At 72.0% G+C, this 23,620-nt stretch carries 27 protein-coding genes; 9 read left to right on the forward strand and 18 right to left on the reverse strand.

What is annotated here, in order from left to right:
- Nucleotides 1-2: 2 nt before the first annotated feature.
- From JSY14_RS03505 to JSY14_RS03535, 7 genes are read right to left on the reverse strand one after another with little or no spacing between them, the layout of a single operon-like run.
- On the reverse strand, nucleotides 3-818 hold the full coding sequence (locus JSY14_RS03505) for an SseB family protein (protein WP_259557369.1): 816 nt from the start codon (nucleotides 816-818) through the stop codon (nucleotides 3-5).
- 5 nt (nucleotides 819-823) lie between these two features.
- On the reverse strand, nucleotides 824-1,555 hold the full coding sequence (gene priA, locus JSY14_RS03510) for a bifunctional 1-(5-phosphoribosyl)-5-((5-phosphoribosylamino)methylideneamino)imidazole-4-carboxamide isomerase/phosphoribosylanthranilate isomerase PriA (RefSeq protein ID WP_259557370.1): 732 nt from the start codon (nucleotides 1,553-1,555) through the stop codon (nucleotides 824-826).
- Nucleotides 1,556-1,575: 20 nt separating this feature from the next.
- Nucleotides 1,576-1,731, reverse strand: coding sequence for a hypothetical protein (locus JSY14_RS03515; protein WP_259557371.1), 156 nt, complete (start codon nucleotides 1,729-1,731; stop codon nucleotides 1,576-1,578).
- Nucleotides 1,732-2,427 (reverse strand): imidazole glycerol phosphate synthase subunit HisH, encoded by a 696-nt coding sequence (gene hisH, locus JSY14_RS03520; protein WP_259557372.1) that lies wholly within the window; start codon nucleotides 2,425-2,427, stop codon nucleotides 1,732-1,734.
- The gene (locus JSY14_RS03525) at nucleotides 2,424-3,074 is read right to left on the reverse strand and encodes a hypothetical protein (RefSeq protein ID WP_259557373.1); all 651 of its coding nucleotides are present in this window, start codon (nucleotides 3,072-3,074) and stop codon (nucleotides 2,424-2,426) included. Before JSY14_RS03525 ends, hisH begins: the two co-directional genes overlap by 4 nt.
- Entirely contained in the window at nucleotides 3,071-3,679 is a 609-nt protein-coding gene (gene hisB, locus JSY14_RS03530) for an imidazoleglycerol-phosphate dehydratase HisB (protein ID WP_259557375.1), read from the reverse strand. Before hisB ends, JSY14_RS03525 begins: the two co-directional genes overlap by 4 nt.
- Nucleotides 3,676-4,860 (reverse strand): histidinol-phosphate transaminase, encoded by a 1,185-nt coding sequence (locus tag JSY14_RS03535; RefSeq protein ID WP_259557377.1) that lies wholly within the window; start codon nucleotides 4,858-4,860, stop codon nucleotides 3,676-3,678. The genes hisB and JSY14_RS03535 overlap by 4 nt, the downstream gene beginning before the upstream one ends.
- An 82-nt stretch (nucleotides 4,861-4,942) precedes the next feature.
- On the opposite strand from JSY14_RS03535, the gene JSY14_RS03540 reads away from it, so the two are divergent.
- Nucleotides 4,943-5,320 carry a DUF3054 domain-containing protein gene (locus tag JSY14_RS03540; RefSeq protein ID WP_259557378.1) on the forward strand — a complete coding sequence of 126 codons (378 nt, stop codon included), beginning with the start codon at nucleotides 4,943-4,945 and terminating at the stop codon, nucleotides 5,318-5,320.
- A gap of 71 nt (nucleotides 5,321-5,391) precedes the next feature.
- Here JSY14_RS03540 and hisD read toward each other — a convergent pair whose 3' ends face one another.
- Entirely contained in the window at nucleotides 5,392-6,723 is a 1,332-nt protein-coding gene (gene hisD / locus JSY14_RS03545; RefSeq protein ID WP_259557379.1) for a histidinol dehydrogenase, read from the reverse strand.
- Nucleotides 6,724-6,788: 65 nt separating this feature from the next.
- Here hisD and zupT point away from each other — a divergent pair, with 65 nt between their 5' ends.
- Nucleotides 6,789-7,604 carry a zinc transporter ZupT gene (gene zupT, locus JSY14_RS03550; protein WP_259557380.1) on the forward strand — a complete coding sequence of 272 codons (816 nt, stop codon included), beginning with the start codon at nucleotides 6,789-6,791 and terminating at the stop codon, nucleotides 7,602-7,604.
- Nucleotides 7,605-7,713: 109 nt separating this feature from the next.
- Here zupT and JSY14_RS03555 read toward each other — a convergent pair whose 3' ends face one another.
- The gene (locus tag JSY14_RS03555) at nucleotides 7,714-8,091 is read right to left on the reverse strand and encodes an ectoine synthase (protein WP_259557381.1); all 378 of its coding nucleotides are present in this window, start codon (nucleotides 8,089-8,091) and stop codon (nucleotides 7,714-7,716) included.
- Between the two features lie 334 nt (nucleotides 8,092-8,425).
- On the opposite strand from JSY14_RS03555, the gene JSY14_RS03560 reads away from it, so the two are divergent.
- From JSY14_RS03560 to JSY14_RS03580, 5 genes are all read left to right on the forward strand, one after another.
- The gene (locus JSY14_RS03560) at nucleotides 8,426-9,742 is read left to right on the forward strand and encodes an Nramp family divalent metal transporter (protein WP_259557382.1); all 1,317 of its coding nucleotides are present in this window, start codon (nucleotides 8,426-8,428) and stop codon (nucleotides 9,740-9,742) included.
- Between the two features lie 140 nt (nucleotides 9,743-9,882).
- On the forward strand, nucleotides 9,883-12,111 hold the full coding sequence (locus JSY14_RS03565; protein ID WP_259557383.1) for an NADP-dependent isocitrate dehydrogenase: 2,229 nt from the start codon (nucleotides 9,883-9,885) through the stop codon (nucleotides 12,109-12,111).
- 88 nt (nucleotides 12,112-12,199) lie between these two features.
- The gene (locus tag JSY14_RS03570) at nucleotides 12,200-13,012 is read left to right on the forward strand and encodes an alpha/beta fold hydrolase (protein ID WP_259557384.1); all 813 of its coding nucleotides are present in this window, start codon (nucleotides 12,200-12,202) and stop codon (nucleotides 13,010-13,012) included.
- Nucleotides 13,009-13,377, forward strand: a complete 369-nt coding sequence (locus tag JSY14_RS03575) for an acylphosphatase (RefSeq protein WP_349773581.1) — start codon at nucleotides 13,009-13,011, stop codon at nucleotides 13,375-13,377. Before JSY14_RS03570 ends, JSY14_RS03575 begins: the two co-directional genes overlap by 4 nt.
- A 401-nt stretch (nucleotides 13,378-13,778) precedes the next feature.
- Nucleotides 13,779-14,633, forward strand: a complete 855-nt coding sequence (locus JSY14_RS03580; protein WP_259557385.1) for a PRC and DUF2382 domain-containing protein — start codon at nucleotides 13,779-13,781, stop codon at nucleotides 14,631-14,633.
- 335 nt (nucleotides 14,634-14,968) lie between these two features.
- Here JSY14_RS03580 and JSY14_RS03585 read toward each other — a convergent pair whose 3' ends face one another.
- From JSY14_RS03585 to JSY14_RS03605, 5 genes are all read right to left on the reverse strand, one after another.
- Nucleotides 14,969-15,778: a sulfite exporter TauE/SafE family protein gene (locus JSY14_RS03585; protein WP_259557386.1), complete on the reverse strand. Its 810-nt coding sequence runs from the start codon at nucleotides 15,776-15,778 to the stop codon at nucleotides 14,969-14,971.
- A gap of 34 nt (nucleotides 15,779-15,812) precedes the next feature.
- On the reverse strand, nucleotides 15,813-16,313 hold the full coding sequence (gene tpx, locus JSY14_RS03590) for a thiol peroxidase (RefSeq protein ID WP_259557387.1): 501 nt from the start codon (nucleotides 16,311-16,313) through the stop codon (nucleotides 15,813-15,815).
- A gap of 61 nt (nucleotides 16,314-16,374) precedes the next feature.
- Complete coding sequence (locus JSY14_RS03595) at nucleotides 16,375-17,277, reverse strand: polyphosphate kinase 2 family protein (protein WP_259557388.1); 903 nt, start codon at nucleotides 17,275-17,277, stop codon at nucleotides 16,375-16,377.
- 45 nt (nucleotides 17,278-17,322) lie between these two features.
- Entirely contained in the window at nucleotides 17,323-18,465 is a 1,143-nt protein-coding gene (locus JSY14_RS03600; RefSeq protein ID WP_259557389.1) for a hypothetical protein, read from the reverse strand.
- Nucleotides 18,466-18,798: 333 nt separating this feature from the next.
- The gene (locus JSY14_RS03605; RefSeq protein ID WP_259557390.1) at nucleotides 18,799-19,284 is read right to left on the reverse strand and encodes a hypothetical protein; all 486 of its coding nucleotides are present in this window, start codon (nucleotides 19,282-19,284) and stop codon (nucleotides 18,799-18,801) included.
- Between JSY14_RS03605 and JSY14_RS03610 the strand changes: the two genes are divergently transcribed.
- Nucleotides 19,268-19,531 (forward strand): histidine phosphatase family protein, encoded by a 264-nt coding sequence (locus JSY14_RS03610; RefSeq protein ID WP_259557392.1) that lies wholly within the window; start codon nucleotides 19,268-19,270, stop codon nucleotides 19,529-19,531. The genes JSY14_RS03605 and JSY14_RS03610 overlap by 17 nt on opposite strands.
- A 13-nt stretch (nucleotides 19,532-19,544) precedes the next feature.
- Here the strand turns inward: JSY14_RS03610 and JSY14_RS03615 are convergent, their stop codons facing one another.
- Both JSY14_RS03615 and JSY14_RS03620 read right to left on the reverse strand, forming a co-directional pair.
- Entirely contained in the window at nucleotides 19,545-19,865 is a 321-nt protein-coding gene (locus JSY14_RS03615) for a GNAT family N-acetyltransferase (RefSeq protein ID WP_259557393.1), read from the reverse strand.
- A complete protein-coding gene (locus JSY14_RS03620) occupies nucleotides 19,862-21,019 on the reverse strand; it encodes an MFS transporter (RefSeq protein ID WP_259557394.1) in 1,158 nt (385 codons plus the stop codon). Before JSY14_RS03620 ends, JSY14_RS03615 begins: the two co-directional genes overlap by 4 nt.
- Nucleotides 21,020-21,228: 209 nt before the next feature.
- Between JSY14_RS03620 and JSY14_RS03625 the strand changes: the two genes are divergently transcribed.
- Nucleotides 21,229-22,305: a DUF808 domain-containing protein gene (locus JSY14_RS03625; RefSeq protein ID WP_259557395.1), complete on the forward strand. Its 1,077-nt coding sequence runs from the start codon at nucleotides 21,229-21,231 to the stop codon at nucleotides 22,303-22,305.
- Here JSY14_RS03625 and JSY14_RS03630 read toward each other — a convergent pair.
- Nucleotides 22,290-22,919, reverse strand: coding sequence for a YdcF family protein (locus JSY14_RS03630; protein WP_259557396.1), 630 nt, complete (start codon nucleotides 22,917-22,919; stop codon nucleotides 22,290-22,292). The two genes, JSY14_RS03625 and JSY14_RS03630, sit on opposite strands and share 16 nt — an antisense overlap.
- Nucleotides 22,916-23,557 (reverse strand): GNAT family N-acetyltransferase, encoded by a 642-nt coding sequence (locus tag JSY14_RS03635; protein ID WP_259557397.1) that lies wholly within the window; start codon nucleotides 23,555-23,557, stop codon nucleotides 22,916-22,918. The genes JSY14_RS03630 and JSY14_RS03635 overlap by 4 nt, the downstream gene beginning before the upstream one ends.
- Nucleotides 23,558-23,620: the final 63 nt, after the last annotated feature.

Consider the following 23,620-nt stretch of genomic DNA (forward strand, 5'->3'; position numbering starts at 1 on the left):
CCTCAGCCCCTCAGCGTCAGGGCGAGGGAGCTGATGCGCTCGGCCACCAGCGGGCTGCGGCCGAGCCGGGCGGTGAGACCGTCGACCACCTGCCGCATACCCTCGCGGTCAAGACCGGACACCAGGTGGGTCACCAGCTCCACCTCCCGCTGGGCGCCGGCTCGCGGCTCGAGGGCGACGACGCCGGGGGCGTCGGCGGCGATCCGGTCGAGCTCGGCGCGCAGCTCCGGGTCGCGGTGCGGCGGCACCCAGTCGCGGCCCTGCGCGAGCGCCCACAGCACCGACCGTGGCAGCACCACCGGTGCGACCTCGAGTCCGGGGTCGAGCAGCAGCACGGTGCAGCCCTCCTGCACGGCCGCCTGCGCGGCCTGTGGGGCCACCACCGGCACCGGGCGGGCGTCAGTGCGCCACGCGGCGAGCGCCTGCACCGAGGAGAACACCGGCAGGGCCTGGGAGCCGTCCGCACCACGCACCGTCACCATCGCCATGTCGGCGCCGTTGTCGCTGGTCAGGCCGTGCGCGGAGATCGTCTCCCCGGCGCCGACCGCCATGATCGGCACCAGCACTCGGCTGCGGGCGAGGGCCGCGACGAGGCGGTCACGCTCCGGGTCCTCCCCCGCGGCGTGGGCGGCGAGGGCGTCGGCGAGCTCCGCGGGGGCGGAGCCGTCGTCCTCAGGGAAGGGGCTGACGGTGTAGTCACGGCCCTTCCACGGCACCCCGGCGGTGTCGGTGAGCGGTGATTTCTCGCGGAAGTGGGCGGGCAGGGTGCGGTGCCCCGCACCGGCGCCGTCGGGGTCCGGCGGGGGCGTGGGGGTCATGGAGGTCACCGCTCGGCGACCTCCAGGGCTTCGCGCACCGTGAACGCGCCCGCGTACAGGGCCTTCCCGACGATCGCGCCCTCGACACCCTGCGGCACCAGCTCCCGCAGGGCGGCGAGGTCGTCCAGGGAGCTGACACCGCCCGAGGCGACCACCTTCGCGTCAGTGCGGGCGCACACGGCGCGCAGCAGGTCGAGGTTGGGGCCCTGCAGGGTGCCGTCCTTGGTGACGTCGGTGACGACGTAGCGGGTGCAGCCGGCGGCGTCCAGCCGGTCGAGGGTCTCCCACAGGTCGCCGCCCTCGCGGGTCCAACCGCGGGCGGCCAGGGTGGTGCCGCGCACGTCCAGGCCGACGGCGATGCGGTCACCGTGCTCGCCGATCACACGGGCCGTCCACTCGGGGTCCTCCAGGGCGGCGGTGCCGAGGTTCACGCGGCGGCAGCCGGTGGCCAGGGCGCGCTCCAGGGAGGCGTCGTCGCGGATCCCGCCGGACAGCTCCACGTTCATGTCAACGGCGGCGCAGACCTCAGCCAGCAGCTCCGCGTTGGATCCGCGCCCGAAGGCGGCGTCGAGATCCACCAGATGCAGCCAGGAGGCACCGGCCTGTTCGAAGGTGCGGGCGGCGTCGATCGGGGCACCGTAGGTGGTCTCGGTGCCGGCCTCCCCCTGGACCAGGCGCACGGCCTGGCCGTCGGCGACGTCGACGGCGGGCAGCAGTTCGAGGACGGGGCGGGACATGGGAACCTCCGGGAGGGTGGTCACTGGTTGATGCGCCAGAGGGCGACGACGATGCAGGCGAGGGCGGCGACGGCCAGGACGATCACCGACCACAGCGGCTTGCGGTGGGTATGGAAGGACCACGCCCCGCCCAGCAGGATCCCGCCGAGGGCGAGCATGACGAACGCGAGGGCCATTCAGTCCACCTTCCCGCCGGCGGCGGCGCGCCGCGGCAGCGTCCCGATCCAGTTGCGCAGCAGGGTCAGCCCGGCCTCGCCGCTCTTCTCCGGGTGGAACTGGGTGGCGCTCAGGGCACCGTTCTCGACGGCGGCGACGAAGCGGTCCCCGCCGTGCTCGGCCCAGGTCACCAGCGGTGCCGGCAGATGGGGGATGGGCTCCAGCTCCCACTGCCGCGCGGCATAGGAGTGGACGAAGTAGAAGCGCTCCTGCTCGATGCCGGCGAACAGCCGCGAGCCGCTGGAGGCCTCGACGGTGTTCCAGCCCATGTGCGGCACGATCGGGGATTCCAGCTGGGTGACGGTGCCGGGCCATTGGTCCAGGCCCCGGGCCCGCACCCCGTGCTCCTCCCCTGCGGAGAAGAGGATCTGGTGGCCCACGCAGATGCCGAGCACCGGCAGACCCCCGGCGAGCCGCCGCTCCACCAGGCGGTCCCCTCCGACCCGGCGCACCTGCTCGACGGTGGCGGCGAAGGCCCCGACACCGGGGACGACAAGACCGTCGGCAGCCATGCCGGCGTCACGGTCGGCGGTGAGCTCGACCTGCGCCCCGGCGGCCTCGAGGGCCCGCACGGCGGAGCGGACGTTCCCGCTGCCGTGGTCGAGGACGACCACGCGGGGGCGCGGCCCGCCGGGCGAGCTGGCCTGTGCCGTCATCGGCGGCGGCCCCGGCCGTCGTCGGACAGCCATTCCAGGGCCTCGGCACGGCTGAGACGACTCGGGTCGTGGCCCTCGCCGAGGTCGTCGAGGTCCTGCGCGCCGAGCAGCAGCTGCTCGACGAGGCCGTCGACGGCGCCGAGCACCAGCGCCGGGGAGACGTCGTCCCCGCGGGAGCCGTCGCGGTAGCGGGTGGCGGTCATGCGGTCACCGCGCCGCCAGAACAGCACGACGCCGTTGCGCTGCAGGGCGGTGGAGACGACGGCGGCGAGCTCGTGGGCGCCGGTCTCGTCGAGGGCGCCGACGGCGATCGCCCCGGTCCCGGTCTCGTGGATGCGGGTGCCGGGCGGCACGACGAGACCGTCGGTGCGGGCCTCCTGTCCGAGGCGGACGGCGCCGGCGAGGGCGCGGGCGGAGGCGACGGCGGTGGCGACGACGGCGAGGGTCGGCTCGGTCTGCTCCTGCAGCTCATCGAAGGGGTCCGGAGCGTCGTCCCTCCGGCCGACCTCACCGCGAGGGGCGGCGCTGCCGGGGGCGGTGGCCTCGGGGACGTCCTCGAGGTCGAGGCCCTCCATCATGCGGGCGAACTCGGCGTCGATGTCCTCCGGGGAATGGTCATCGGGGCGGGGGGCGTCGGGCGTGGTCACAGTGCTCCCTTCGTCGACGGGACGTCGTGCACCCGCGGGTCGAGCGCCACGGCGACGCGCAGGGCGCGGGCGAGGGCCTTGAACTGGGCCTCCACCACGTGGTGGGGGTCGCGGCCGGCCAGTACCCGCATGTGCAGGCAGATCGCGGCGTGGAAGGCCAGGGACTCCATGACGTGGCGGGTCAGGGAGCCGGTGAAGTGGCCACCGATCAGGTGCAGTTCCTGCCCGGCGGGCTCTCCTTCGTGCACGCAGTAGGGGCGGCCGGAGACGTCCACGACGGCCTGGGCGAGGGCCTCGTCGAGCGGGACCAGGGCGTCCCCGAAGCGGGCGATGCCGACCTTGTCCCCGAGGGCCTCCCGCAGGCACTGCCCGAGCACGATCGCGGTGTCCTCCACGGTGTGGTGGACGTCGATGTGGGTGTCCCCGGTGGCGCGCACGGTGAGGTCGAACCGGGCGTGGGTGCCGAGGGCGGTGAGCATGTGGTCGAAGAACGGCACGGAGGTGGACACGTCCACGTGACCGGTGCCGTCGAGGTCCAGGAACACCTCCACCTGGGACTCGCGGGTCTCGCGGTGGATGCGCGCCTGGCGCGGGGCGGTGCTCATGCGTCCTCCCTCCCGGGGGTCGTCGCGGTGGTGGTGTCGTCCGCTGTCGCAGCGGTGGGTTCCGGGTCGGCGGTCTCGAGGGCGCGGCGGAACGCGGCGTTGTCCTCCGGGGTGCCGATCGACACCCGCAGCCATCCGGGCGGGCCGACCTCCCGCACTAGCACTCCCTGGTCGAGCAGGCTCTGCCACACCTCGTGGCGATCGCGCCGCACGGTGAACAGCACGAAGTTCGCATCCGACGGCGCGACGTCGTGGCCGCGCTGGCGCAGATGCTCGGCGAGGGCGTCGCGTTCCCGGCGCAGCATCGCCACGGTGGACAGCAGCTCCCGGCGGTGCCGCAGAGCGGCACGGGCCACCGCCTGGGTGATGGCGGACAGGTGATACGGCAGGCGCACGATGCGGACGGTGTCGACGATCCGTCGGTCGGCCACCATGTACCCCAGGCGCGCCCCCGCGAGCGCGAAGGCCTTGGACATGGTGCGGCTCACGACGAGGTTCGGGTGCTGCCCGAGCAGGGTGAGGGCGCTCGGCACACCGTCGCGGCGGAACTCCGCGTAGGCCTCGTCGACGATCAGCAGGCCCCGATCGGCGGCGAGCTCGGCGGCGGCAGCCCGCACCACGTCGAGGTCCAGGGCGGTGCCGGTGGGGTTGTTCGGGCTGGTCAACAGCACGATCTGCAGGCGCTCCCGGCGGATCGCGGTGACGACGTCCTGCGCGGAGAGGGTGAAATCAGGGGCGGGTCCACGCTCGGCGGTGCGCCAGCTGGTGAGGGTGTCGCGGGCGTACTCGGGATACATCGAGTAGTGCGGCGCGAAGGACAGCGCGGTGCGTCCGGGACCGCCGTAGGCCAGCAACAGCTGGTGCATCACCTCGTTGGAGCCGTTGGCGGCCCACACCTCCTGCGGCGCGGGAGCCGGGATGCCCGATTCCTCGGCGAGGAAGGCGGCGAGGTCGGCGCGCAGGTCCAGGAACTCCCGATCGGGGTAGCGGTTCAGGCCCGCGGTGGCGCGGGCGACCTCCCGGGCGATGTCCTCCACCAGGGCGGGGGACGGCCCGACGGGGTTCTCATTGACGTTCAGCAGGTGCGCGGCCTCCACCTGCGGCGCCCCGTACGGCTCCATGCCGGCGAGGTCCTCCCGCGGGGCGGGCAGGGCGGCGTCGGGGAGAGCGGGGGTGGGCATGGGCTCATCGTACTGGCGGCCCCCGACGAGCGGGGCGGTGGTCCGCCCGTCGGGTCCCGGGGCCCTGCCCTACCCTGGACGGATGTTCCGCGCTCTCGGCTCCCTGGTGGGCGATGCCCTCGCCGTCGTCCTGTTCACCGCCGTCGGTCTGATCCAGCACGGTGAACGCCTCACCACCATGAACCTGGTGATCGTGGCGTGGCCGTTCCTGCTGGGGATGCTGCTGGGTCACCTGGCGGTGCAGGCATGGAAACGCCCCTTCGCGCTGTGGCCCACCGGGGTGTTCGTCACCGCGATCACGGTGGTCGGCGGGATGGCGGTGCGCACCTTCCTGGGCGCCCCTCCGCAGGTGTCGTTCGTCGTGGTCACCAGCCTGGTGCTGGCGCTGCTGATGCTGGGATGGCGACTGGTGGCACGATTCGTGACGGGCCGGCCGCAGCCGGGGCCCGCGGCGCGCTGACCGCCCGCGGCGCCACCCGGACGGGCCGCCACCGCCGGGGGCCCGCGGGGCCGCTGTGGGTCCTGCCGACGTCAGCCCTGCGGGTCGAAGCGGATGTCGACGGCGCGTCCGTGGGAGGGCAGACCCTCGCACTGCGAGAGCACCGTCGCAGCTCCCCGCGCTGCGGCGAGAGCGTCCCGGTCGTACGTGACCTCGTGGATGCCGCGCAAGAACGTCTGCACCCCGAGCCCGCCGCCGAAGCGGGCCGAACCGCCGGTCGGCAGCACATGATTGGACCCCGCCGCGTAGTCACCGAGGCTCACCGGACTGTGGGGGCCGACGAACACCGCACCGGCGGAGCGCACGCGGCGGGCGAGAGCGGCGGCATCCCGGGTCTGCACCTCGAGGTGCTCGGCCCCATACGCGTCGACCACCGCGAGACCCTGCTCCATGTCGTCCACCAGCACCGCGCCGCTCTGCGATCCGCGCAGCGCCTTCGTGATGCGTTCGGCGTGGAGGGCCTGCGGCACCTGCAGCGCGAGCTCCTGCTCGACACGGTCCACGAGCTCCTCGCTGTCGGTGACCAGCACACTGGCGGCCATCGGGTCGTGTTCGGCCTGGGAGATCAGGTCGGCGGCCACGTAGCGCGGATCGGCCTCGGCGTCGGCGAGGATCGCGATCTCCGTCGGCCCGGCCTCGGCGTCGATCCCGACGCGGCCGCGCACCAGACGCTTCGCCGCGGCGACATACACATTCCCGGGCCCCGTCACCAGGTCCACCGGTTCCAGGGCGGCATCGGCGCCGGCGGCCTCCGCGCCATACGTCATGAGGGCGATCGCCTGGGCACCGCCGACGGCCAGCACCTCGTCCACGCCGAGCAGAGCGCAGGCCGCGAGGATCGTTGGGTGCGGCCACCCCCCGTGGTCGGCCTGCGGTGGTGAGGCCAGCACGATCTGCTCCACACCGGCGGTCTGCGCCGGCACCCCGTTCATCACCACGGAGGAGGGCAGCACCGCGCGACCCCCGGGCACGTAGAGGCCGACGCGCCGTACCGGCACCCAGCGTTGACGCACCACGCCCCCGGGGATGACCTCGACGACCTCATCCTCACGCCGCTGCGTCTCATCGACCGTGCGGACATGCGCGATGGCGGTCTCGAGGGCGCGGCGCACCTCGGGATCCAGCTGCTCCAGCGCGGTGGCGATGACCTCGGCTGGCACCCGCAGCGCCGGCGGCCGACAGCGGTCGAACCGCTCCCCCGCCTCGAGGGCCGCGGGGGTGCCGCGGGCGGCGACATCGGCGACGACATCCCGCACGGCCTCGGTGGCGGCCTCCACGTCGATCTCGGCGCGCGGAAGCGCGGCGGCGAGCTCTCGGGACGACAGGACGCGTCCGCGCAGGTCGGTGTGGGTGAGGTACGGCATGGAGGCAGTCTAGGAGCGGGGTGGCCGGTTGGGCCGAGGCGTCCGCCAGGTCCTACGATACGGGCGTGACCTGGGCATTTCTCCTCACCTTCCTCGCCGGCGCCGCCGCCTGCGTCGGGGCCGGGCTCGGTCTGCTCGGACGTGAGGACGACGACCGTGCCCTGGCGGGCGGTCTGGCGCTCAGCGCCGGCGTGATGCTGTATGTGTCGTTCGTCGAGCTGCTGCCGCAGGCGGCCGCCATGCTCGACGGCGGGACGGCGAGCGCCTCGACCTCGGTGCGCACCGCCCTCGCCTTCTTCTTCGGCATCGCCGTGATCATGGTGCTCGACCGATTGGTGCCGCAGGCTGTCAACCCGCATGAGAGGCCCGACTCGGGGATGGCGACCGGCGACGCAGCGGGGGCCTCCTCGCGCGAGTCCGCGCGCCGGTCGCGTCTGTTGCGCACGGGCTTGGTGACGGCGGCGGTGCTGGCGCTGCACAACGTGCCCGAGGGCTTCGCGACCTTCATGACCGCCCTGCAGGCGCCGGAGGTGGCGATCCCGGTGGCCGCGGCGATCGCCCTGCACAACATCCCCGAGGGCATCGCCGTGGCGGTGCCGGTGCATCGGGCGACGGGGTCGCGGCGGCGCGCTTTCATCCTCGCCACGTTCTCAGGACTCGCGGAACCGGTGGGGGCGCTGCTCGGGTACGCACTGCTGGCGCCGTTCCTCACCGATGCGGTGCTCGGCTCCCTGCTGGCGGCGGTCGCGGGCGTGATGGTGTTCGTGAGTCTCGACGAGCTGCTGCCCGCCGCGGTGCAGACCGGCCGCCACCATGTGGCGGTGTACTCCCTGGTGGCGGGGATGGCCGTGATGGCGGTGAGCCTGCTGGTGCTCAGCTGATGCGCAGCCCGGGACCCGCCCCGGGCACGGGACGGGCCCCGGTCGGACACGCGGATCGGGCCGGAGGCCCGTACCCGGAGTGCTCAGAGGCAGCAACCAGCTGCCGTGCTCAGTAGGAGGAGAAGCCGTCCTCGGACAGGGTGTGCTTCTCCTTGCCGGTGATCGGCGGGTTGAAGATCGAGACGAGGATGAGGTCCTCGTCGTCGGAGGCCTCGAGGTAGTGCTTGTCGTGCTGGTCGAGCACATAGATGGTGCCCGGCACGATGTCGTACCGCTGCGAGCGGTCCTCGTTCCACACGGTGCCGCTGCCGCCGATGCAGTAGCAGGCCTCGAGGTGGTTGCGGTACTGCAGGCGCGAGGAGGTGCCCTTGCGGACCACGGTGTGGGCGACGGCGAAGCCCATCGGGTCCTCGGCGGTCAGCACGCGCTGGCTGGTGCCGGCGCCCCACTCGACCTTCTCGACGTCGTTGATGGAACGGGTGTACATCGCGTCCTCCTTCTTGGTCGACTCTCCGGCCGGGACCAACCGGGGGTGCACCCCGGCCCGGTGGACGACCGGGCCGCGGTGCGGATGGCGGTCACCATAACGGCCGTCCCCGACACGCGACCGGGCCCCGTCCGACATGCGAGGCACCCCTTTCGTGTGGCGCAGGTCTCCTGTAGCTTTGCGGTCCACGTCACATCGGGTGCCGTCCGGGCTCCCGATCGGATTCCGCGAGCGCCGCAGGCCGCGTCGACGCCGCACTGTCCCGTCCGGACGACGGCGACCCGATCAACGGCCGACCGACTGGCCCGCACCACGTCTCGCGTGAGGAGCGTCCATGGCCCCCACCCCCGTTCCCTCCGGTGCGTCCGAGGATGTCCCCGCGCACGCGCCCGACCACACCTCGAGAGATCACGGGCGCTCCACCGCGCAGCCACGCCGTCGCGGTTCCCGTTTCGGCCCCGGGCTGATCATCGCGGCCTCCTTCATCGGCCCGGGCACGGTGACCACCTCGATCGTGACCGGCGCGAGCGTCGGTTTCGCCCTGGCCTGGGCGGTGGTGTTCTCGATCATCGCCACGATCGTGCTGCAGGAGATGTCCGTCCGCCTCGGCCTGGGCGCCCGCATCGGCCTCGCTGAGGCGATGCGGCGCGTGTTCCGCCACCCCGTGGCGAAGGCGCTGATGATCGCCCTGGTCGTCGCGGCGATCGGGATCGGCGGCGCCGCCTACGCGGGCGGCGACACCACCGGCACCGCCCTGGCCGTCACCACCGCCCTGCCGGTCGACCTGACGATCGTGGTGGCGGTCATCATCCTGGCGATCTTCGGACTGCTGGTCACCGGCAGCTACCAGGTGGTGGAGAAGGTCCTGATGGTGATGGTGGTGATCCTCGCCGTCCTGTTCCTCATCACCGCGTTCGTGGTGCGTCCGCCGATCGGCGACCTCCTGCGCGGACTGTTCGTGCCGTCGATCCCCGCGGGATCACTGCTGACCACCATCGCCCTGATCGGGACCACCGTCGTGCCCTACAACGTGTTCCTCCACGCCAGTCTGGTGCAGGAGAACTGGGGTGAGGACGACCCCGACCACGCCATCCGCGAAGCCCGCATCGACACCGTCGGGTCGATCTCCCTGGGCGGCCTGATCACCCTGGCCGTGATGGCCACCGCCTTCGGCGCGATGTTCCTGCGCGGCATCCCCGCCGAGACCGGTACCGACCTGGTGCGATCCCTGGAACCGTTGCTCGGGGACGCCGCCCCGTGGGTGTTCGCGCTCGGTCTGTTCGCGGCCGGATTCACCTCAGCCCTGGCCGGCCCGCTGGGCGCCGCCTACGCGATCTGCGGGGTGCTGGGACTCAGCACCGACATGCGGTCGTGGCCCTTCCGCATCGTGTGGATGCTGGTGCTGCTGATCGGAGCGGTGATCGCCCTGACCGGCATCGAGCCGATCACGATCATCGTGGTGGCGCAGGCCGCGAACGGCCTGTTGCTGCCGATCATCGCGGTCTTCCTGCTGATCACCATGAACAACCGTGAGCTGCTGGGCCGCTGGGCGAACGGCCCGGTGAGCAACATCGTCGGCGGGCTGATCACCGCTGTCATCATCGGCCTGGCGATCTATCAGCTCGGCAGCCTCGCTGGATTCTGGGAGTGACACCGTCGGGCGGGTCCCGCCCGACGACTCGCACCCCATGACTCCCGCACGCCTCCCGGACGGCTCCCGGCCGCGGGGGCCCGCCCGATAGTCTTGAGATCGAGACACCGCCGCACCGACCCGAGGGGGAGGACCCGCCCATGTCGCGCATCATCTACACCCACACTGACGAGGCCCCGATGCTCGCGACGGCCTCGTTCCTGCCGGTCCTCGAGGCCTTCGCCGCCACCGCCGGGATCGACGTCGAGACGCGTGACATCTCCCTGGCCGGGCGCATCCTCGCCGCCTTCGCCGATCTGCTGCCCGAGGACCAGCGGGTCCCCGACGCCCTGAAGGAACTGGGCGAGCTGGCCCGCACCCCCGAGGCGAACATCATCAAGCTGCCGAACATCTCCGCCTCCGTGCCGCAGCTGACCGCAGCGATCGCCGAACTGCAGGCCCTCGGGTACGCCCTGCCGGACTACCCGGAGTCCCCGTCGACCGCTGAGGAGAAGGACATCCGTGCCCGGTACGACTCCGTGAAGGGGTCGGCGGTCAACCCGGTGCTGCGCGAGGGCAACTCGGACCGCCGCGCCCCGCTGGCGGTGAAGAACTACGCGAAGTCCCACCCGCATCGCATGGGTGCCTGGAGCGCCGACTCCCGCACCGCCGTGGCGACCATGGGCGCCGATGATTTCCGCTCTCACGAGCAGTCGGTGGTGATGGACGGCCCCGACACCCTCTCGATCGTGCACGTCGACGGCTCCGGCACCGAGACCGTGCTGAAGGACGGCCTGGCGGTGCTGGAGGGCGAGGTGGTTGACTCCACCGTCATGCGCGCCGCCGCGCTCGATGCGTTCCTCGCCGAGCAGGTCCGCGCCGCCAAGGAGCAGGGCGTGCTGTTCTCCCTGCACCTGAAGGCCACCATGATGAAGGTGTCCGACCCGGTGATCTTCGGTCACGCCGTGCGGGTATTCTTCCCCACCGTGTTCGCGCGCTACGGGGATCAGCTCGCCGCCGCCGGCCTCTCCCCCGACAACGGCCTGGGCGGGATCCTCGCGGGCCTCGAGGAGCTCGACGCCGAGGTGCGTGACGGCGTCCGCGCCGCCATCGACGAGGACCTCGCCGCGGGCCCGGCGCTGGCCATGGTGAACTCCGACAAGGGCATCACCAACCTGCACGTGCCCAGCGATGTCATCATCGACGCCTCCATGCCGGCGATGATCCGCACCTCCGGGCACATGTGGGGCCCCGACGGCGAAGAGGCCGACACCCTCGCGGTGATCCCCGACTCCTCCTACGCCGGGGTGTACGAGGCGACCATCGCCGACTGCAAGGAGCACGGCGCCTTCGACCCGGCCACCATGGGCACCGTCCCGAACGTCGGCCTGATGGCGCAGAAGGCCGAAGAGTACGGCAGCCACGACAAGACCTTCGTGGCCCAGGCGGAGGGCCGTATCGAGGTGCGCGCCGGCTCCGGCGAGGTGCTCATGGCCCATGACGTCGCCGCCGGGGACATCTTCCGCGCCTGCCAGACGAAGGACGCCCCGATCCGCGACTGGGTGCGGCTGGCGGTGTCCCGCTCCCGCATCTCCGGCATGCCCGCCGTGTTCTGGCTGGACGATTCCCGCGCCCACGACCGCAACCTGATCGCGAAGGTCGAGGCGTACCTCGCCGACGAGGACACCGACGGGCTGGACCTGCGGATCCTCTCCCCCGCCGACGCCACCCGCCACACCCTGGAACGCGTGCGCCGCGGGGAGGACACCATCTCCGTGACCGGCAACGTGCTGCGTGACTACCTCACCGATCTGTTCCCGATCATGGAGCTCGGCACCAGCGCGAAGATGCTGTCGGTGGTGCCGCTGATGAACGGCGGCGGCCTGTTCGAGACCGGCGCCGGCGGCTCGGCCCCCAAACACGTGCAGCAGCTCCTGGAGGAGAACTACCTGCGCTGGGATTCCCTCGGGGAGTTCCTGGCGCTCGCCGAGTCGCTGCGTCACCTGGCCCGCACCGCCGACAACGAGCGTGCGCGGGTGATCGCCGACGCCCTGGATCGGGCCACGGAGACGCTGCTGAACAACGACCGCTCACCGCAGCGCCGTCTCGGCACCGTCGACAACCGCGGCAGCCACTTCTACCTGGCCCTGTACTGGGCGCAGGAGCTCGCCGCACAGTCGGAGGACGCCGAGCTGGCGCAGGCCTTCGCGCCGATCGCGGCGGAGCTCACCGACAGTGAGGAGACCATCGCCCAGGAGCTGCTGGCGGTGCAGGGCTCCCCTGCGGACATCGGCGGTTACTACCGGCCCGATGAGGAGCGCACCGCCGCGGTGATGCGCCCGTCGGCGACGTTCAACGCCATCGTCGACCGGATCCGCAGCGCCGTCTGATCCCCGAGCTGACCCGGAGTCCGATCGGCGCCGATCGTGCACACGCTCTGACCCGCAGGACGGTCGGCAGTCGGAAGGAGGGCCACCCGTGGCTGGGGGCACCCAGAAGGTGACGGGCGCCGGGGGTGTCCGCCTGGCGGTGGACGCCACCGGCCACGGTGATCCCGTCGTGCTGCTGCACGGGTCCCTGCTGTCACGGGCGGTGTGGCGCGGCTCCGGATATGTGCAGCCCCTGCTGCAGGCCGGGTATCAGGTGGTCCGGATGGATCTGCGCGGGCACGGCCGCTCCGACGCTCCGCACGACCCCGCCGCGTACACCCAGGATGCGTTCGTCGAGGACCTGCTGGCGATGCTGCGGGCCCTGGACCTGGAGCGGGTCGCGGTCATCGGGTATTCGATCGGGGCCCGGGTCGCGCTGACCGCGGCACTGTCGGCCCCGCAGCAGGTCCGCGGGATCGTGTGTCTGGGAGGTTCTGCGGCCCGGCAACAGGGGGCACTGGACCGGATCTTCTTCCCCGGTGCGGTGCACACCCTCCGCGAGAAGGGCATGGAGGCGTTCTGCCGCGCCCAGGGCCTCGGCCCGGAGGTGAGCGGAGAGCGGGCGGCGGCCACCCGTGCCGCATTCCTGGCCTCCGATCCGCAGGCGATGGCAGCGATGTTCACCGCCACCGACGCCACCGCGGCCGTGCCGGAGGAGGACCTCGCCTCCTGCCAGGTGCCTGCCCTGTGGATGGCCGGGGACCGTGACGTCCCGCGCGTCGAGGAATCCCGCCAGGCGGCCGAGCGCATGCCCCTCGGCCGCTTCGTCGTGTTGCCGGGCCGTGACCACGGCGGCACCCTCGTCCCGCCCGGTCCCGTCCTCGACGAGATCCTGCCGTTCCTGGAAGGACTGCCCCGATGACCACCACGCCCCCTGGCGCCTCCGACGGATCAGCCTGCACTGCCACCGAGACCCCCGGTCAGGGAGCTGAAGGATCCGACTGCCCGATCCGGCGGATCGTCGTGGTGCACGGGCGGGTGCAGGGAGTCGGGTTCCGCGCCGCCACCGCGGCGCAGGCCCGGCCGCTCCCGCTCGGTGGCACGGTGCGCAATCTGCTCGACGGAACCGTCGAGGTCGACGTCCAGGGGGAGACTGCCGCCGTGGAGCAGCTGCTGGAGTGGCTGCACCGGGGTCCATCGAGCGCCCGCGTGGAGGACGTCGCGATCCGTGAGGCGGAGATCCGCCCGGCCGCCGAGGTGCCCTCGCCCCTGCGCATCGCCCGCTGAGACCGGCGTGCGGCCCCTGCGCCTCCGCCACCCCGGACGCGGTTCCCAGACTTCGCTCAGTGCGGACTCCGGATCAGGCCCGGAAACCCCGAAACCGACCAGGTGGTCATGACTGGCATGCCCGATTCGTGAGGATTCTGGCGAGGTGGGCTGTGGGTAATATCCGGCATCCACCCTGATCAGACGGCCGATGTTGTATCGTTATCGCAAGCATCCCTATTCGTCAAGGGCCTCCTGCGCCCAGGAGCGGCATGGCTGGCGTTCAGGGACCGGCGTTACGGTCGCTGAGAACGGTCTTTGCCGGGGGTTGACCCCGGCGCCGCTCCCCCGACTCCGGTCGAGGGACAACGGACTGCCGATCACCTCCGGTGGGACGACCCGACACGTGAAAGGACGAGAACATGACCCAGAACGATTTCCAGACCCTGCAGAACGCTGTGGTGTACGACTCCACCGGCGACAAGGTCGGCAACGTCGGCCAGCTGTACATCACCCAGGACTCCCAGCAGCCGTCGTGGGTCACCGTGAACACCGGCTTCTTCGGCGCCAAGCAGACCTTCATCCCGCTGGCCGAGGCCCGCGTCGAGGGTGACTCCATCACCGTCCCCTACGAGAAGGCCTTCATCAAGGACGCGCCGAACATCGACGACGACGGTGAGATCACCTCCGAGCAGGAGGAGGAGCTCTACCGCTACTACGGCGTGGGCACCACCGGTGCCGGCCGTGGCGTGGCTGGCCGCGACCTGGATCGTGACCGTGACCTCGACCGCGACGCCGCCCTGGCGGGCACCGCGGGCGTGGCCGACCGCGACTACGACCGCGACCGCGACCTGCGCGACGGCGACGCCAGCACCACCCTTCACGAGGAGCGCCTGAACGTCGGCACCGAGCGCGTGGAGACCGGCAAGGTCCGCCTGCGCAAGTACGTCGTCTCCGACACCGAGCGCGTCGAGGTCCCCGTCGAGCGCGAGGAGGTCGTCATCGAGCGCACCCCGGCCGACGGCCGCACCGGTGGCACCCTCTCCGAGGGCGAGGCCGAGGTGACCCTCCACGAGGATCGCGCGGTCGTCGACAAGGAGACCGTGGCCACCGAGGAGGTCAGCCTCGGCAAGCGCACCGTGCACGGTACCGAGACCGTCGAGGCCGAGGTGTCCCGCGAGGAGGTCGAGATCGAGCAGGACGGCCGCGTGCACGACAACGGCCGCGATGGCCTGCGCGACGGCCTGGGCGACGGCGACCACGACGGCCGCCGCTGACCTCAGCTCACCGCGCGATCCCCTCAGTGCGGCAGAGCGGGGCATGACCTCCGGGTGAGGCCCCCACTCTCCCGCTGAGAGATCACCAGCAGACGACGGCGCGGTTCCGGGAATCCTCCCGGGACCGCGCCGTCGTCTGCGCATACGTGTGAGCTGAGAGGTGGTGACGACCGGGCCGAGCCGTACGGACCTGTCGCCCCCATGTCCATCCACGCACGCTGGGCAGCGCTAATCCTTTGACGGCGTCCAGGACTCGACACGGCGGTGCTGCAGGCGCGCACTGACCACTGCTACTCCGTTTCGTGATACGCCAGGTCCGTGATACACCAGGTCGATCACAGCACGTGACGGACCAGCGCGACCAGCGCGACGACGACGATCGCGCCGCGCAGCACCGGATCGGGCAGCTTCTTGGCGAGCCGCGCCCCGAAGTAGCCGCCGAGAAGTGCCCCGACCGCGATCGCCGCCGAGGCGATCCAGAGGATCTCCGCACCCCACACCAGGTGCGCGACCAGGTAGACGAGCACCGCGGCGGCGTTGACCAGCAGGCTCAGCCAGTTCTTCACCGGGTTGACCTCGCTCAGCGAGCGGCCTGACAGAGCGCTGAGGATCGCCATGTACAGGACGCCCTGGGCGGCCGTGAAGTAGCCGCCGTACAGCGAGGCGGCCCCCATGGAGGCGACGAGCGCTGGGCGCCGGTACGGGTGGCGCTCGACGACCTCACGCCCTGGGGGGACCCGGTGCTCCCGAGATCGATCCTGCCGGGAGCGGATCGCGGCGGCGATCCGCTTCTGGAACACGACCAGGACCAGAGCGGCGACGATGAGGATCGGCACCACGATCTCCAGCGCGCCGGGAGGAGAGACCAGTAGCAGACAGGCACCGGTCATCGCACCGATCACCGCGAGGATGCTCACGGGGCCGATACCCGCGCGGTCGGCGGCGATCTCCCGACGGAACCCGGCCACGGACCCGATCGTGGAGAACAGGATGCCGAGCGTGTTGGTGCGCACCGCGGTTCCCGGCGGGACCCCGAGCGCGATCAGCACCGGCAGGGTGAACAGCGATCCGGAGCCGACGGCCGCATTGATGGCGCCGGCGGCGGTGCCCAGGACCAGCAGGATCAGCAGGGGAAGGATGTCCACGGGGGCGTGGGGACTGTGGGGGTTCGCGCGGCGATCAGGCCGTCAGTGCCGCGAGGGCGGCGTCGTAGTCAGGCTCCTGGCCGGTCTCCGGCACCTGCTCGGTGTACCGCACGGTGCCGTCGCGGTCGATGACGACGACGGCGCGGGAGAGCAGGCCCTGCAGCGGACCGTCGGTGAAGGTCACGCCGTAGTCCTCGCCGAAGGTGGAGCGGAAGGCGGAGGCCACGACGACGTTCTCGATGCCCTCGGCCGCGCAGAAGCGGTCCAGAGCGAACGGCAGGTCCTTCGAGACACACAGCACGGTGGTGTCGTCGAGGTCGGCGGCCCGCTGGTTGAAGGTGCGCACGCTCATGGCGCACACGCCGGTGTCGACGGAGGGGAAGATGTTCAGCACGAGGCGGCGGCCCGCGAAGTCACCGGTGCGGACGACGCCCAGATCGGCGCCGACCAGCTCGGCCGCGGGGGCGGTGGAGCCGACCGGCGGCAGCTCACCGGCGGTGTGGACGTTCTCGCCCTTCAGAGTGATGTCAGCCATGGGTCCATCCTCGTCCCGTCGGCCGGGGCCGGGCAACCCGCCGCGGGACGCCGAAGCCCGCTCAGCCGAGGGTGGCCCGCAGGCGCTGCTTCTCCTGCTCGACGTCGAAGTCCGCCGTGGGCCACTGCGGGTCGATCGCCCGCAACGCATCGAGCAGGAGTTGCTGCACGACCAGGCGCGCGTACCACTTGCGGTCGGCGGGCACGACGGTCCACGGTGCCGACTCGGTGCTGGTGGCGCGCAGCGCGGCGTCGTAGGCGTCCATGTAGGCGTCCCAGTGGCCGCGCTCGTCGACATCACCGGGGTTGTACTTCCAGTGCTTGTCGGGCCGTTCCAGTCGCTCCATCAGCCGCTCGCCCTGCTCGGCGTGGGAGATGTGCAGCATCACCTTCACCACGGTGGTTCCGGCGTCCACGAGCTCCTGCTCGAAGTCGCGGATGGCGGCGTAGCGGCGGTCGATCTCGGCGGCGTCGGCCCAGCCGTGGACACGGTGGATCAGCACATCCTCGTAGTGGGAGCGGTCGAACACCCCGATCATGCCGGGGGCGGGGGCATGCGGGCGGATGCGCCACAGGAAGTCGTGGCGCTTCTCCTCGTCAGTGGGGGCCTTGAAGGCGGTGAGGTCGACGCCCTGCGGGTCCACAGCCCCGACGACATGGCGCATGATGCCGCCCTTGCCGGAGGTGTCCATGCCCTGCACCACCAGCAGCACGGCGCGGCGATCTCCTCCACGGGAGGCGGCGTACAGACGCTCCTGCAGCTCGGACAGGTTCTCGACACCGCCCGCGAGGGCCTTCTCCCCCTCGGCCTTCCCGCCGTCGGCGCCGGGGGTGGAACCGGGGTCGATCTCGGTGACCGACCCCGTCCACCCGGCGGGGATGCGGACCCCGCGGGGCGCCTCGGAGGACGCAAGGGCCTCAGCGGAGGACGCGGACGGATGTGAGGACGCGGAGCGATGTGCCATGGGCGGGAGTCTAGCCCTCCCGCGGCGCACCGCTCCGCGTCGGGATCAGGCCTCGGAGACGTCGATCCCGTCGAAGGACGGGTTCTCGCCCTCGATGGAGGTGGCCTTCGAGCGGGCGCCGTGGGCGCGGATGCCGCGGCCGACGGAGACGGTCATCACACTCCCGCCCTTCTGTACCTCGTAGGTGACGAGGTCCTCGCCCTGCGTGACGATCTCCCCGCCGACGGTGAGGCCCTCGAGCTCGCCGCCCTCCTGTACGGAGAAGGCGATGGCCTCGAGCTCCATCTGCACACCCTTGACCAGCGAGGTGCCCTTGCCGCCGGTGGTGGCGAGGTCTCCGCGGATCTCGATCGGGCCGGAGGGGCGGGAGATCTGCACGCCGACGGAGCCGTCGCCATGGGTGCGCATCTCCTGGAAGGTGGCCTTCTTCAGGCTGCCGTCGTAGAGGTTGTAGCCGCGGGCGCCTGCGCCGACGGTCACGATCGGGCCCTCGACCCGCAGTTCACCGATGTCGCCGAAGTTCACGAAGCCGATGCCCGAGGGGCCGGTGGAGATGACGGCGCGCTCGGCCGCCCACTCCTGCACGGTGCCCCAGTTGTCGAGCACCATGTCGTTCTGCCCGTGGGTGGCGACGACCCCGCCGTTGACGACCTTCTCGACCTCGGCGCCGGAGACGACGAACACCCCGGCGGAGATGAGGTCGGCGGTGCCGGGGGCGATGCCGCCATCGGTGACGATGTCACCGGTGTACAGGCGGTCGATGCGCAACACGCCACCGTCTCCACGGCCCTCCTCGTCGCCGTGACCGGCGACGAACACCCCGGAGCCGCGCACCGGGGTGAAGGGGGTGCCGACGGCGAGGTCGTCGATGGTGGCGGTGACGACCACGGCCGGGTCGTCCTGGCGGTTCCACAGGGTGAAGCCGCCCTGCAGCACGTCGACGCCGTAGCCGTGGGGGCGCTGCACGCGGCCGCGGGTGTCGGCGTCCTTGATGCGCAGGCCGTCCACCTCGACGCGCAGCGACGTGAGGTTCTCATCGGCCACGAGATAGACGGACCCGACGGTGGTGACGTCCTCCAGACGCAGCGTGCCGACGTCGACCACGCGGGTGTCGTTGAGGATGGCGGCCTCATGCCGCTGGGTCTCGATGGTGACGCCACGCAGGGTGTTGTCCTTGGTCAGGCGCACCCCCTTGGCACCGAAGCGGAGGGTGCCGCCGGTGAGGGTGACACCCTCCGGCAGGGTGACGCTGGGACCGCCCGCGACGACACCGTCGATGACGATCTCCTTCTCCCCCGCCTCGAGGGCCTCACGCAGTTCCTGCGCGGAGGTGACGGGGGTGCCATGACGATGGCTCCTTCCCGGGTTCTTTCACCCTGATGACTGAAGATTCAACTAATAAGAGGGCAGAGCCTCCCGATGACCCGATCGTCCTCGCCCCTCATCACCGTTCCCTGGGAGGGCGTCAGGCCCGGCCCGTCACCGCGGGAACAGATCCCGAAAGGACCCGGCATGACCAGCTCACCGCTCACCCGTCGCTCCGTCTCCGCCCTCGCCCTCACGGGTCTGGGTGCTCTCACCCTGGCCGCCTGCAGCGCGGGCACCGACGACGCCGCTGCGCCCAGTGAACCCGCCACCGCCGACGGCACCTCCACGGGCTCCGCGCAGGGCGCCTCCGACGACGGATCCTCCGACGCCGCGGCCTCCGATGCAGGCGGCACCCTGGAGGTCGTGCCCGGTGCCTCCGGGGCCGACGGCAGCGCTGCCACCGGTGACCTGCCGGAGGTCTGGCCCCAGCCCGTCACCGACCCGCAGGAGGGCATGACCGACACCGCCGACGGCAACGCGGAGTTCACCACCGCCACGGCCACCACTCTGGCGGCCCCCGAGCCGCAGACCCCCTCCGATCTCGTGGAGCGTCTGCGCGCGGGCGGCCTGGTGATCGTCCACCGGTACACCGGTTCCGGCGGCGATGGGCACGGTGGTGCGGATGAACCGCGACCTCACCGGTTCCCTGAACTTCGACGACCCGGCCGAGCTGGCGTCGAGCCTGCAGACGCTGCGCAACCGCACCGTCACCGCCCCGCAGGACGGCACCAACACGGTGCTGTTCACCCACCAGGGGAAGTTCGACAAGGCCTGGGGCTGGTTCCCGCCGGCCGGGCAGACGATCATCTTCGCCCCCGACGGCTCCGGAGAACCGCTGGTGCTGGCGAACCTGCCGATCGCGGAGTGGACGGCGCTGGAGGGCTGACGGCGCCGACGGGTCAGGCGTCGGCGGGGAGGTCGAACTCGTCGCGGGCGTCGGCCGGCACCAGGTCCAGGTACTGATCGGGGTGCTTGGCGACGGTGCGACGCACCAGCGGGCAGTACGGCAGCAGACCGAGGACGCGCTCACGGATGTCGGCGAGCATCTCCCGCACAAGCACCCCGGCGTAGCCCTTGCCCTGGTGCTCCTCGGGCACCTCGGTGTGGACCACGGCGATGCGGTCGCCCGTGAGGGTGTAGCGGGCGAACCCGACGATCTCACCGCCGTCCTCGATCACGTAACGGTGGGTGTTTTCGTCGTCGCGGACGGTGGCGGTCATGGCGCTGCTCCTTCGGTGCGTGCTGCGCCGCTCACGGTACCGCCCGGCACGGCGAGCGCGATGAGCACGGCGGCCGCGAGCAGCAGCGCCACCGCTCCCCCGGCCGAGGACAGCAGTCCCAGACGGTCCACCAGCAGACCCCCGACGAGGGCGCCGCAGGCGATGGAGGCGTTGAAGGCGGCGCCGTTGATGGCGGTGGCGGCATCCTCCACCCCGGTGGAGACCCTCACCACCGCGGCCTGCACCGCCACGGACAGCGCCCCGGCGCACAGACCCCACAGCAGCAGAAGGGCGGTCGCGCTCAGGGGGGTCCGCCCCAGCAGCGCGAACGCGGTGACACCGCCGGCGATGCCGAGCACCACCAGCAACAGGCCGCCGCGGGCGCCCCGCTCCAGCACCGGCCCGATCGCGAAGTTGCCGAGGAGCCCCGCCACGCCGAAGCCGAGAAGCAGCGGCCCGATGAGGTCGACACCGACGCCTCCGCGCTGCTGCAGCAGCGGGCTCACGTAGCTGTACACGGCGAACTGCCCCGTGACCGCCAGCAGTGTCACCGCCGCCACGGCCCGCACCCCGGGGACGGCCGCGGCGCGCCGCATGCCCGTCACACCCACCGCTTCCGCCACGGGCACCGGCCGCACCCGGAACAGGACCACGATGAGCACCACCGCGGCGAGAGCGCCGACGAGACCGAAGGCCGCGCGCCAGCCGAGCATCGCCCCGAGCCACGACGCCAACGGCACCCCGAGGACGACGGCGGCCCCGATGCCGGAGAAGGCCAGTGCCAGTGAGCGCTCCGCAGGGGCGTCACCACCCTGGCGGATCGCGACCACGGGCAGCACCGACCAGTTCAGGCCGATGGCGAGGCCGGTGAGCAGGCGCGCGGCGAGAACGGTGCGGAAGTCGGGAGCGAGCACCGTCAGCAGGCAGGAGAGGATCACCGCCACCAGGGAGGCGATGATGAGCAGGCGTCGGTCGAGACGCCCGGCGACCACCGGCACCACCAGCGATACCAGCGCGGCGAACAGACCGGGGACGGTGACGGTGAGGCCCGCCGTGCCGGTGCTCACCCCGAGGTCCTGCGCCATGAGCGTCAGCACCCCGATGGGCAGCTCCTCGATGGTGATGAGCACGAAGATGCCGGCGGCCAGGGCCACCAGGGCCGACAGGGAGCCACGTCGTCCACTCCTCGAGGTGATCCCCCCGGGAATGGGTGCAGCCGACCGGGATGTCGGTGACGTGACGCGTTCGATGATGTCCTCCTGCTGGTCGCGGTGCTCTCCGACGCTACCCTGAGCAGGTCCGTGTCGTGCCTGCACCGGCACCGACTCGACCCCGTCGTGACCCATCACCCAGGAGTGTTCCCATGGCCGGTGGCCTCGCCGCCCTTCTCGACGACGTCGCCGCGCTCGCGCGCCTGGCGGCCGCCAGCGCCGACGACGTCGCCGCCGCCAGTGCCCGCGCGAGTGCGAAGGCCGCTGGCGTGGTGGTGGATGACGCCGCCGTCACCCCGCAGTATGTGCGCGGCATCGAGCCCATGCGTGAAGTGCCGATCATCGCGAAGATCGCGCGCGGCTCCCTGATCAACAAACTGCTCGTGATCCTGCCGGTCGCGCTGCTGCTGTCGCAGTTCCTGCCATGGTTGCTGACGCCGCTGCTGATGCTCGGCGGCACCTACCTGTGCTTCGAGGGCGCAGAGAAGCTGTGGGAGCACCTGCGCGGTCACCACGCCGCCGACCAGGCCGCGGTGGAGCAGGGCCCTGAGGCGGAGAAGAAGATCGTCTCCAGTGCTGTGCGCACCGACCTAATCCTCTCCGCGGAGATCATGGTCATCGCCCTGAACGAGGTGGCCGACCAGCCGCTGCTGAACCGGGCGATGATTCTCATCGTCGTCGGTGTGGCGATCACACTGCTGGTGTACGGGGCGGTGGCGCTGCTGGTGAAGATCGACGACATCGGCCTGGGCATGATGGAGAAGGAGTCCGAGGCCTCGCAGCGCACCGGACGGATGCTGGTCGCCGCCATGCCGAAGGTGATGACGGCGATCAGTTGGATCGGCATGATCGCCATGCTCTGGGTGGGCGGCCACATCATCCTGGTGGGCCTGGACGAGCTGGGGTGGCACGCCCCGTACGCCGCGGTGCATCACCTGGAGGAGGCCGTGCACGGGGTCCCCGGGGTCGGTGCTGCCCTGGCATGGCTGGTGAACACCTTCTTCTCGTTCCTGCTGGGCCTGGCCTGGGGTGCGGTGATCGTCGCGCTGCTGCACCTGCTGCCGTTCGGGAAGAAGCACGGCGCGGACGGCCACGGTGATGCCACCCACGGCCACGGTGCTACCGCGCAGGGGGCGGGCTCGGACTCCGCTGCCGCACACTCCGAGGGCGCGCCCTGCGGCAGTGTCGCCGTGGACGACTCGACCGGCGGGGCTCAGCGCAGCCGGTGACCCTCGCGGCGGGCGCGTCGCAGCGCCGGCACGCCCAGCCGCAGTTCCCCGAACCGTACGCCGATACCCTCCCACCAGCGGTGCTCCTCGCCGCGCTCCAGGCACCGCGCGAGGTGCGGGTACCAGGTGTGCAGGTAGGCGCGGGCCAGCTGGGCGTGCAGGGGTTGGGAGACGATTCGGATCCGGTCGAACTCCTCGAGCTGCGGCGCACTGAGGTGCACGTTCTCCACGGTGCTGCGGGAGGCGCTCTCCTGCAGGATCTCCCCGGTGAAGCCGCGTTCGGTGCGGGCGTAGCGGGCCATGAGCTCGGCCTCCGGGACTGGTCCGCGCTCGCAGCCGCCGGTCAGCAGCAGGACAGAGCGGGGCGCGGCCGAGTCCAGTGACCGCAGTCCCGCCCGCACCCGCCAGCGGTTGATGACGTTCGCCCGCGTGGCCGACACGTTGCCGTAGCCGAGGACCATCACCACCAGGCTGCCCTCGCGGCGCGGCCCGACCAGCGCCCGGGTGGCGCGGTGGGCGACGACCTCTGCGGCCACCTGCGCGGCGATGAGGGTGCCGAGCGTCGCCGCGGCGAGGACCCGGGGAGCAGAGCCGCGCGTCACGAGCGACCTCACCCGGTGCTCCGCTCGGTCTCGGATCGACGGGGCCGCGGATCGGTGGGCAGCAGCGCGAAGACGAGGGTGTCGGTCCACTCCCCCTTGATCCACCAGTCGGCCCGGTGCCGTCCCTCGCGCACCATGCCGAGCCGTGCGGCCAGGCGGGCGGACCTGGTGTTCCGGGCGTCCATCCGCGCGACCAGGCGACGCACCGGCCCGTGGTCCATGACCTGGGTGACCACGGCCGCGACCGCGTCGGTGGCGAGGCCCCGACCGCCGCTGTCGGGGTCGAACACCCAGCTGATCTCCGCCTCGCCGCGCTGGCGCCCGGTCATCCACACGGCGATGTCACCGATCACCGTGCCCTCATGCTCGACGGCGAGGTTCACAGCGCGGGGCGGGCCGTCCAGGCGCAGCCGGCCGGTGCGGCGCTCGGCCTCGGCCCGGGCCCTGTCCGCATCCCAGGGGTCATCGAGCAGGTACCGGGCGACATCCGCCCGGGCGTAGTACCGCTGCAGCGCCGGGGCGTCGGCGGGGCTGATGCCGCGCAGCAGCAGGCGGTCGGTGCGCAGCGGCCAGTCGGTGGCGGCATCGGCGGGCACGTCGCCGGAGGCGCGGGTGGGATCGGTCGGCTCGACACCGTCGGTGGGGGGCATGGTCACGAGGGTAGGGCCGCGCCGCTCCCGTGTGCACGATGACCACTCACCACCTCCCCTCGC

The sequence above is a fragment of the Brachybacterium sillae genome (assembly GCF_025028335.1).
In the GTDB taxonomy this organism is placed as follows: domain Bacteria; phylum Actinomycetota; class Actinomycetes; order Actinomycetales; family Dermabacteraceae; genus Brachybacterium; species Brachybacterium sillae.